This is a genomic window from Candidatus Proelusimicrobium excrementi (genome assembly GCF_937881865.1).
Taxonomy (GTDB): domain Bacteria; phylum Elusimicrobiota; class Elusimicrobia; order Elusimicrobiales; family Elusimicrobiaceae; genus Proelusimicrobium; species Proelusimicrobium excrementi.
The window spans coordinates 1-9,041 of the sequence record NZ_CALGEO010000003.1; the positions used below are offsets into that span (position 1 = coordinate 1).

The 9,041-nt window shown below is 47.6% G+C and carries 7 protein-coding genes and 1 pseudogene; 6 read left to right on the plus strand and 2 right to left on the minus strand.

Going from position 1 to position 9,041, the window contains the following annotated elements; translation table 11 throughout:
• Positions 1-130: 130 nt before the first annotated feature.
• The gene (locus ACQY26_RS00020; protein ID WP_428047035.1) at positions 131-1,306 is read right to left on the minus strand and encodes an MFS transporter; all 1,176 of its coding nucleotides are present in this window, start codon (positions 1,304-1,306) and stop codon (positions 131-133) included.
• Positions 1,307-1,549: 243 nt separating this feature from the next.
• On the opposite strand from ACQY26_RS00020, the gene adhE reads away from it, so the two are divergent.
• The 3 genes from adhE (at position 1,550) to ACQY26_RS00035 (ending at position 6,427) form a co-directional block, all read left to right on the plus strand.
• A complete protein-coding gene (gene adhE, locus ACQY26_RS00025; RefSeq protein ID WP_428047036.1) occupies positions 1,550-4,210 on the plus strand; it encodes a bifunctional acetaldehyde-CoA/alcohol dehydrogenase in 2,661 nt (886 codons plus the stop codon).
• A gap of 48 nt (positions 4,211-4,258) precedes the next feature.
• Positions 4,259-4,885 carry a redox-sensing transcriptional repressor Rex gene (locus ACQY26_RS00030; protein WP_428047037.1) on the plus strand — a complete coding sequence of 209 codons (627 nt, stop codon included), beginning with the start codon at positions 4,259-4,261 and terminating at the stop codon, positions 4,883-4,885.
• A 69-nt stretch (positions 4,886-4,954) separates the two neighbouring features.
• Positions 4,955-6,427, plus strand: a complete 1,473-nt coding sequence (locus ACQY26_RS00035) for a monomeric [FeFe] hydrogenase (protein WP_428047038.1) — start codon at positions 4,955-4,957, stop codon at positions 6,425-6,427.
• Between the two features lie 103 nt (positions 6,428-6,530).
• Here ACQY26_RS00035 and ACQY26_RS00040 read toward each other — a convergent pair.
• A pseudogene (locus ACQY26_RS00040) lies at positions 6,531-6,875 on the minus strand (carboxymuconolactone decarboxylase family protein); the annotation flags it as partial.
• Positions 6,876-7,004: 129 nt separating this feature from the next.
• On the opposite strand from ACQY26_RS00040, the gene ACQY26_RS00045 reads away from it, so the two are divergent.
• The 3 genes from ACQY26_RS00045 (at position 7,005) to ACQY26_RS00055 (ending at position 8,711) form a co-directional block, all read left to right on the plus strand.
• Positions 7,005-7,457, plus strand: coding sequence for a hypothetical protein (locus tag ACQY26_RS00045; protein ID WP_428047039.1), 453 nt, complete (start codon positions 7,005-7,007; stop codon positions 7,455-7,457).
• A 135-nt stretch (positions 7,458-7,592) separates the two neighbouring features.
• Positions 7,593-8,282, plus strand: coding sequence for a hypothetical protein (locus ACQY26_RS00050; protein WP_428047040.1), 690 nt, complete (start codon positions 7,593-7,595; stop codon positions 8,280-8,282).
• Between the two features lie 3 nt (positions 8,283-8,285).
• Positions 8,286-8,711 (plus strand): hypothetical protein, encoded by a 426-nt coding sequence (locus tag ACQY26_RS00055; protein WP_428047041.1) that lies wholly within the window; start codon positions 8,286-8,288, stop codon positions 8,709-8,711.
• Positions 8,712-9,041: the final 330 nt, after the last annotated feature.

Below are 9,041 nucleotides of genomic sequence, written 5' to 3' on the forward strand. Positions count from 1 at the left end.
ATCAGAGCGGCGCAAGGTGCAGTATAAGGCTTTGCTTAACCTAAATTGCTAGCCGAGCGTACGCAATATCACGCTAGTTGAAAAATACATGAAGACGCAACTTAGACCGAGCCAAAATACACAAGTTAATTTACTCATGCCCTAAGTGCGGGGCAATAAAAGTAGTCATCAACCCCACCAACGCCACCAGCGCAAAAGAAAACTTCAGCCCCCACGCCTGAGCTATAAAACCTATAACCGGCGGCCCCATAAGGAAACCTAAAAAGCCTATCGTGGAAACCGTCGCCAAAGCGACGCTTGCCTTCATAACTTTTGAACGCCCCGCCATACTGTAGCACAACGGTACGACGGAAGAAGTTCCGAAGCCCACCAGCAAGAAGCCGAAAGTCGCCGCGCCTATCGACGGAAATAAGACCGAAATAATCAGCCCGGCAAACATTATCAGCCCGCTTGCCTTTATTACGGGCACCGCCCCGAAACGGTTTACAAATCCGTCGGCCGTAAAACGCCCTAAAGCCATTGTACACATATAAGCCGTATAGCCAAGCCTTATAAGGTTTTTCGGCGCGTCAACAACGCTTTGGAAGTACACTCCGCTCCAGTCGTACATGGTTCCCTCGCAGGCCATGCAGGCGAAAGCTATAAAACCCAGCATAATAATGTATTTATCAGGCATAGTAAAAACTTTTTTATTTTCTTTTCCGTCGGAAGAAGGACTGTCCGCGGCGGAAAAATCCCTCGGCACCGTAGCGCGGCGCATATATAGCAGTATCAGCGTTGTAAGCGCGAAAATTATTACAAAGTGCAAACCAGGCTTTATATTATAGCCCACCATAAGCGTGCTTATAAGCCCGCCCAAAAATCCGGCCAAGCTCCACAAACCGTGGAAAGAAGCCATTATACTGCGTTTATGATAAAGCCTTTCAACATCGACGCCCTGCGTGTTAACGGAAATATTGGAAAGATTGCCCGCCATACCAAACAAAAACAAACCTATGATAAGCCGCCAAATATCATGGGAAAACCCCAAATTAACCAAAAACGCCGGATAGAGTATGGCGGCCAAAGTCAGCATTTTGCGGCTGCCGTAGCGCGCCACAAGCCAGCCCGAAAGCGCCATGGCGCACATCTGCCCCACGGGGATGGAGAGCAAAACGCCCCCCAGCATGGCGTCGCTTAAGTTCAGGGCTTTTTTGATATCGGGTATTCTGCTGGCCCAGCTTGCAAACACTATGCCTTGTATAAAGAAAAAACTGCTTACGGCTATTCTGTAACGCAGTTGAGTGGAAAGAAAAATCTTTTTCATAAACGGATATTAATTAATCAAAACCTTTATAATATTATATTACTTTGCCGGGCGCGGCGTAAAATATTATCTCCGCAATTAGATACCAAAAGATACCAATCACTTTTATTTAACCGCAAAAAACCTGTTATGGGATAACGAGAACTTTTTATTATTGCATTAGTAAAGCATAATTTATATAATGGATACATAAGTATACCAATAACTTTATACTTAAAGAAGTTTAATCGGAGAACGCAAACAATGGCAGAAACCAAGAAGAACACCACTCAAAACGACGACGCCGGCATGAAAAAGCTTAATGCCGTAGTCGAGCAAGTCAAAGCGGCGCAAAGAGAATACGCCACTTTCGACCAACAAACAGTAGACCGCATTTTCAGGGCGGCGGCCATGGCCGCGGCAAGAAACCGCATTTATTTGGCCAAAATCGCCGTAGCCGAAACGGGCATGGGCGTAATGGAAGATAAAGTTATAAAGAACCATTTCGCTTCCGAATATATTTACAACAGCTATAAAGACACCAAAACCTGCGGAGTAATAACCGACGATGATTCCTTCGGTTACAAACAAATAGCGGAGCCTATCGGCATAATCGCGGGCGTAGTACCCACCACAAACCCGACGGCGACGGCTATTTTTAAATCCCTTTTGGCTTTAAAAACCAGAAACGGCATAGTATTTTCCCCGCATCCGCGCGCAAAGAAATGCACCATAGAAGCCGCCAAAATCGTACTTAACGCGGCCGTGGAAGCCGGCGCACCGAAAAACATCATCGGCTGGATTGAAGAACCCACCATGCAGCTTTCCGACGCTCTTATGCGCCACCCCGGCATTAACCTGATCTTGGCCACCGGCGGCCCCGGCATGGTTCACGCGGCGTACAGCTCCGGCAAGCCGGCAATCGGCGTAGGCGCGGGCAACACCCCTGTGGTTATTGACGCAACGGCCGATATCAAAATGGCAGTAAGCTCAGTAATCATGAGCAAAACCTTTGACAACGGCGTAATCTGCGCCAGCGAGCAATCCGTAATCGTGGAAAAATCCGTTTACGAAGCCGTCAAAGATGAATTTATTTTAAGAGGATGCTACTTCTTAAACAAGAAAGAAAAAGCCGCCGTAGGCAGACTTATCATGCCCGACGGCCATAAATTAAACGCAGCGATAGTCGGACAAAGCGCATTTAAAATAGCGCAAATGGCCGGCGTAAAGGTGCCCGAACATACAAAAATCCTCATAGCGGAATGCTCAGTAGTCGGCGACGAAGAGATTTTCTCCCACGAGAAACTCTCCCCGATACTCGGTTTTTATAAAGCCGAAACCTTTGAAGAAGCCGTCGATACCGCCGAAGCCCTTATCGAACTTGGCGGCGCAGGCCATACTTCCGTTCTGTACACCGACGAAGCCAACAAAGCCAACAAAGAGCTTTTCCAAAAAACTATGCACACCGGCAGAACGCTTATCAACATGCCGTCCTCCCAGGGCGCCATTGGCGACGTTTACAACTTCAGGCTTGCGCCTTCGCTCACTTTGGGCTGCGGGTCTTGGGGCGGTAACTCCGTCAGCGAGAATATCGGGGTAAAACACCTTATGAACATCAAATCAGTTGCCGAAAGAAGAGAAAACATGTACTGGTACAAAGTACCGCAGAAAATTTACTTTAAGAGAGGCGCGTTAAAACTCGCTCTTGAAGAACTTAAAGACAAAAAGAGAGCTTTCATCATCACGGATAAATCCATGGAAACCTTCGGTTACCTGGCCATGGTCCGCGACGTACTGGAAAACCTCGGTATGGCAATAAGGGTTTTCAGCAACATAAAACCCGATCCGGATTTGGCAACCATTCATGAAGCCTTGCATATTACTGACGCCTTCCAACCTGATTTGATTATCGCGCTGGGCGGCGGTTCGCCTATGGACGCCGGCAAAATGATTTGGCTTATGTACGAAAATCCGCACATGAGCTTTGAAGACATCGCCGCGCGCTTTATGGATATCAGAAAGAGAATCTATCCTTTGCCGGAACTCGGCAAAAAAGCCACCATGGTTGCCATACCTACAACCTCCGGCACGGGTTCGGAAGTTACGCCCTTTACGATTATCACCGACGAAAGAACCAATACCAAATACGCCATTACCGACTATGCTTTAACCCCGGATATGGCTATCGTCGACCCGGAATTCGTAATGAATATGCCCAAATCCTTAACGGCTTTTTCGGGCTTGGACGTACTGGTGCACGCCATTGAAGCTTATACTTCAATCTTCTCCACGAACTTCACCGAAGGGCAGGCTTTGGAAGCTTTAAGGCTTGTTTTCAAATACCTTAAACTTTCTTACGACGAAGGCGCAAAAAACCCCAACGCCCGCGAAAAAATGCATTACGCGGCTACGATAGCGGGTATGGCTTTCGCCAACGCTTTCCTCGGGCTTTGCCACTCAATGGCGCATAAACTCGGCGGAATTTTCCACGTACCGCACGGCTTGGCCAACGCCTTGCTCATCAGCTACGTAATAGAGTTCAACGCAACGGAAAAACCGACCAAACAAGGCTTGTTCCCGCAGTATAAATATCCTTTCGTAAAAGGACGCTACGCCAAAATCTCCCACTTCCTCGGCTTGGATAACTCCAAAGACGACAAAGGGCAGAAAGTGGACAAGCTTGTTCTTGAAATTGAAAAACTCAAAAGAGGGCTTAACATCCCCACTTCAATTAAAGAATACGGCATACCGGAAGCAGACTTCATGGCGAAACTCGACGAAATGTCCGAACTCGCTTTTGACGATCAGTGCACCGGCGGCAATGCGCGCTATCCGCTCGTAAGCGAAATTAAGGAACTCTTCCTTAAAGCTTACTACGGCGAAGAGCTTGTAGCTCAGAAAAAAGCAAAATCCGCAAAAAAATAAATGATATCAAGGCCGCCGCTTAAACGGCGGCGGCCTTTTTAATCCTAAATGAAAAAACTCACCCCCCAAACAAACTCCGGTAATATGCAAGCCGTAAAACGCATGCCTCAATATTTGCGTTTGTTTAACGATATGCTCAAGTACGGCAGGCAGTATATATCTTCGGTGGAAATAGCCTCCAAATTAAGTTTAAGGCCGATACTCGTCAAAAAAGATATGCTCCTCGCCAAAGCCCCGGGCAAAACAAGGCTGGGCTATAATGTAAAAGGCAGCATAGCGGCCATACAGAATTTTTTAGGCTGGCAAAAAGAACGTGAAGTATGTTTGGTGGGATACGGCAAATTGGGCTCGGCGTTATTTCATTACGAAGGTTTTAAAAAACACGGTTTTAACATGGTCGCCGCTTTTGACACCGACATAACCAAAGCCGATAATGACAAAGTTCTGCATATAGAACATTTAGCTTCTTACGTGCAAAGCCGCAAAATAAATACGGCTATCATTTCAGTTCCGGCTTACGCCGCCCAGGGCGTGGCGGATACCCTTGTAAGCGCGGGCATAAAAGCCATATGGAACTTTTCCCCGGCGGACATCAAAGTTCCGGCACACGTGGCTCTGCAAAACGAAGACCTCAGTATAGGTTTGGCGCTCCTCTGCCTTAAACTGAAAAACTAAACAAAAACGTCGGCAAAAGCCGGGGTTTCCACCTTTCCCGGGCATTCCCAATATGGTAAAATTTATATTATGACAAAAAGAAATTACTCCGAACATTTTAAAATGGAAGTGTTGGAAGAAATCTGCTCCATGTTCTACAAAGGAACATTGGCAAAAGAAATCAACCACCTTCCTTGGAACATCATCCCCAAAGGCAGCGATGCGGCTTTCCGCTGCTGCGTATATAAAGAACGTGCAATACTTAAACTGCGCGCTTTGGCCGCTTTCGGTTATTCGGTAAACGAAGTAGACGAAGCCCTCCCTTTAAGCGAATACGTCGGGCAGGATAACCCCCAGTTCGACCACCAAAGCTACAAACTTTTAACCGTGCTGGAAAGCGCTTGCTCCGCCTGCGTAAAAAGCAGATATATGGTAAGCGAACTCTGCCAGGGCTGTTTGGCCAGAAAATGCGAAAACGCCTGCTTCTTTAACGCCGTAACCGTAACAAATCATAAAGCTCATATCGACCAAGATAAATGCAAAAGCTGCGGCAAATGCAAAGAAGCCTGCCCTTACGGCGCAATATTGAAATTAAGCGTTCCCTGCGAGGAAGCCTGCCCCGTCAACGCCATTAAGAAGAACGAGAAAGGCATCGCCAAAATCGACCACAGCCTTTGCATCAGCTGCGGCAACTGCATGAGGAACTGCCCTTTCGGCGCGATTATGGAACGCAGCCAGATTTTGGACGTACTGAAACAAACCAAGAAAGACAAACCTTTGGTTGCCATGGTGGCGCCTTCGATAGCCGGTCAATTCGGCATAAGCGTGGGCCAGCTTGCCACGGCGATAAGGGAACTCGGCTTTACGCATGTATATGAAGTCGCCCTCGGTGCGGATATTACGGCCCAAAAAGAAGCCGCGGAATTTATAGAAAAGGTTGTAGACGACAAACGCCCGTTTATGACGACCTCCTGCTGCCACGCTTATACGCGTTTGGCCAAAAAACATATACCGGATCTTCTGCCTTATATTTCCGATACGGGCACGCCGATGCACTACACGGCCCAGCTCGTCAAAAAGGAAATACCGGAAGCCGTAACGGTGTTTGTAGGCCCCTGCCTTTCCAAGAGGAAAGAAGCCCAAACCGACGAATTTGTGGATTACGTAATCAGCTATGAAGAACTTAAAGCCATGATACTCGGCAAAGGCATTAATCTTGAAACCTGCGCAGAAACGGAATTTGACCGCAAAGCGACGGTGGAAGCCTTGAAGTTCGGCATTACCGGCGGCGTAACGCAGACGGTTAAAAAAGCTGCGGGCGATTATTCCGCCCTTATTAAGGATGAAATTATCGCCGGCATAGACAAAAAGACCATATTCAAGCTTAAAGCTTATGCAAAAACCGGCAAATCCATCGGCAACCTTATCGAAGTCATGTGCTGCCCTGGCGGCTGCGTAGGCGGCTGCGCGACGGTAAAACCCATTAAGGAAGCCAGAGAGCAGGAAGAAGCTTACGCCCAAAAAGCAGGCGTTGAAAGCTTTCAGGTAAAAGCTTCCGAATAAGGTTAAAAACTTTATGCAAAACAGCCCCGGGCCTAAACCCGGGGCTTTATTATTTTCAAAGTTCCCCCGCCGTATCGGGGGATAATTTCCGGCTCAAACGCAGCTAGTTTTTACTTGCGGAATTTATAGCCGAAATTGCGTTTAAACTCCTTGGATAGCCGATATAAGGCAGAAGCTGGATAACCGCGTCTAAAAGCGTTTCCCGGCCGTTTCCTATGTTTATATTGCCGTCTGCGTGCGCTTTAGCCTGAGCGTCGGCCCCGCCCATGGAAACCAAAACCACAAAAGTAAGCAGTTCCCTTGTTTTAAGATCCAATCCGCCGCGCGTATAATAATCGCCGAAACAGTTTGCGGAAAGATAATCTTGAATATGCTTTAGCTCCGCAGGTGCGCCGGCGCGCATGGAATCAATATGCTCCGCGCCAAATATGCGCCTCTGCGCATCCAAGACTTAAAAGCCCAGCACAAAGGGGAGTTTTACAGGTGGATGCCCAGCAGTGCCGAAAACCCGGACCCTCAACACGGGCTTTTATACGGCAAGATTTTCCGCGTAGGGGAAGGCGACAAAGACGGCAATATGCCCGGGGAGCGTTACGGATGTCAGTGCGGTATAGAGTGGCTGGGAGAAGAAGAAGCATTTAAAGAGTTTGCCGGACCAAAAATTACCGGCAACTATAAAGGACAGAGAGCGGTTCACAAGCTAGTAAAAGAACAGAAAGGATACATACCCAACGCCTTTAAACGTAAAGATGAAGGAAAGATCTCTTTAATTTGGGGAACTGAAGATTTAGGGTTACGACATATAATTATGCGTCGTTCTAAAAAATTTAACATATACGAGTTTTTAAAAGATATGTCTACGGTTGTGGCAAAAGGCAAAAAATTTCCCAATAAAAACCACCCCACACGTTTTGATATTTGGCATAGGAAAAAACAAAAACTCGTGGTTATTGAAACTGTATACGGACAAAGAAAAAAAGTGAAATTTCCAGTTACGATGTTTGAACAAAAGAAAAGACCTAAAAGGTAGAGATATTTAATGCCGCGTATCCCGTTTGTGCCTTTCCGCCTCAGTCCAAGCACCTTTTAGATCGTATTTATAGTATAGATAAAAAAGGATTAAATTTCAACGGATTTTAAATTAATTGGTAAGGAGCAAAAAACAATGGACAGACTTTTAAGGATATGGCAGGGGCGCGTTTTAATGGACCAAGATAAAGACCCCTCCGGCGGCGGAGGCGGTGAACCTGCGCCGAAAAATGACGAAGTATCCGCACAAATAGCCGCGTTAAAAGCGGAGATTGACGCGCTTAAAAAAGGTAAAAGCGAACCCGCCCCCAGCGACGTGGATAAAGTGCGCAAAGATTTGCAGGAAAAAGCCGCGCGCGAAGCGGCTATCGGGCGTATGCAGGAGGCTATCCGTTTTAACCTCTCTTCCGATAAGTTTATGGAAGAGAATAAAGAGCATTTAGGCCCGCTTGCGCCGGGGCTTTATAAAGAGATAAGCTCCAAGGCGTTTACGGACGAGGAAAAGAAAGCCGCGGCCGTAAAAAAGGGAATGCTGGAGTACTTTTTCAGCCTGCAGGAAAATATCGACGCCGCGCCGGAAGAGCTTAAAGGCCGGATAATGAGCTTTAAAGCTTTGGCGGACGACGAGAAAGAAAAGCAGGCCGTTAATTATTGGGATACCCTCACGCTGACGGTAAGCCAAAAGAAGTTAACCGCCCGGATCGAAGCGGCAAAAAGGGCCAACGGGAGCGGCAAAACTTTTGAAGAACAAGACGACGAAAGAAAAAAATATAATGACCGGGTTTTTGCTTTAAAGAGCCATTACCTCGGCAAACAAGGAGAATAAATAATGAGCAAAAGATTAGGCACGCCCTACACAAGGGGCAAAAGCGACGTGATAGAAAACGCCGCGCCGTATCAGGGCGCAGCGATTGCCGAGGGCTTGGCAGTATGCAAGCATACCGACGGCACGATTAAGGCCGCAGGAGCGGCAGGCGCGATTATTATCGGCGTATCCGGCATGAAGGAACAGAAAATGCAGTCCTTCATAAGAACGGGGCTTGAAGTTTACGTCCAGCTTGCAAGCGGCGCAACGCCGGCGGTAGGCGGGGCGGTTTATGTGGACGCAGACGGAAAGTTTACTTCCGCGGCAAAAACCGGGGAAGTTGATAACACCGCAGTAAACGCCGTTTTTGCAAGTGTAAAAGAAACTTGCATAGACAGCGCGGGCAAAACTTACGACGCCGCGGCGATAGACTTTCCCGGCGGGTTGTAATTTATGGCTAAGAACGTGAAAAATGCGGCCAAAAAGCCCGAAGCGGACCAAGCCACGGACGTAAAGCCGGAAACCGCACAAAAGGCCCAAAAGCCCAAGCTGAGAAAGATGTTAAAGTTCTAAACGCGGTATAACTCGCGTGAAGTTTAGCTATGCGAGAGCGTAAGCAGCGTGTTTTTTAGCCCTGCGAGCGCACAAGCAACGTGAACTTTAGCAATGCGAGAGCGTAAGCAACGTGCTTTGTTGATTTTGGAGCGGATTTTAATTTTGTTCCACGCGCGGTGTACTAAGTATGATGCGCCCAAAGGGCGCGCAGTACCCAAGCAAGGA

Coding starts and splice junctions, on each gene's coding strand:
- ACQY26_RS00035 (WP_428047038.1), top strand. CDS start 4,955: ATGACAAAAAGAAATTACTCCGAACATTTTAAAATGGAAGTGTTGGAA.
- ACQY26_RS00045 (WP_428047039.1), top strand. CDS start 7,005: ATGCCCGGGGAGCGTTACGGATGTCAGTGCGGTATAGAGTGGCTGGGA.
- adhE (WP_428047036.1), top strand. CDS start 1,550: ATGGCAGAAACCAAGAAGAACACCACTCAAAACGACGACGCCGGCATG.
- ACQY26_RS00020 (WP_428047035.1), bottom strand. CDS start 1,306: ATGAAAAAGATTTTTCTTTCCACTCAACTGCGTTACAGAATAGCCGTA.
- ACQY26_RS00055 (WP_428047041.1), top strand. CDS start 8,286: ATGAGCAAAAGATTAGGCACGCCCTACACAAGGGGCAAAAGCGACGTG.
- ACQY26_RS00050 (WP_428047040.1), top strand. CDS start 7,593: ATGGACAGACTTTTAAGGATATGGCAGGGGCGCGTTTTAATGGACCAA.
- ACQY26_RS00030 (WP_428047037.1), top strand. CDS start 4,259: ATGAAAAAACTCACCCCCCAAACAAACTCCGGTAATATGCAAGCCGTA.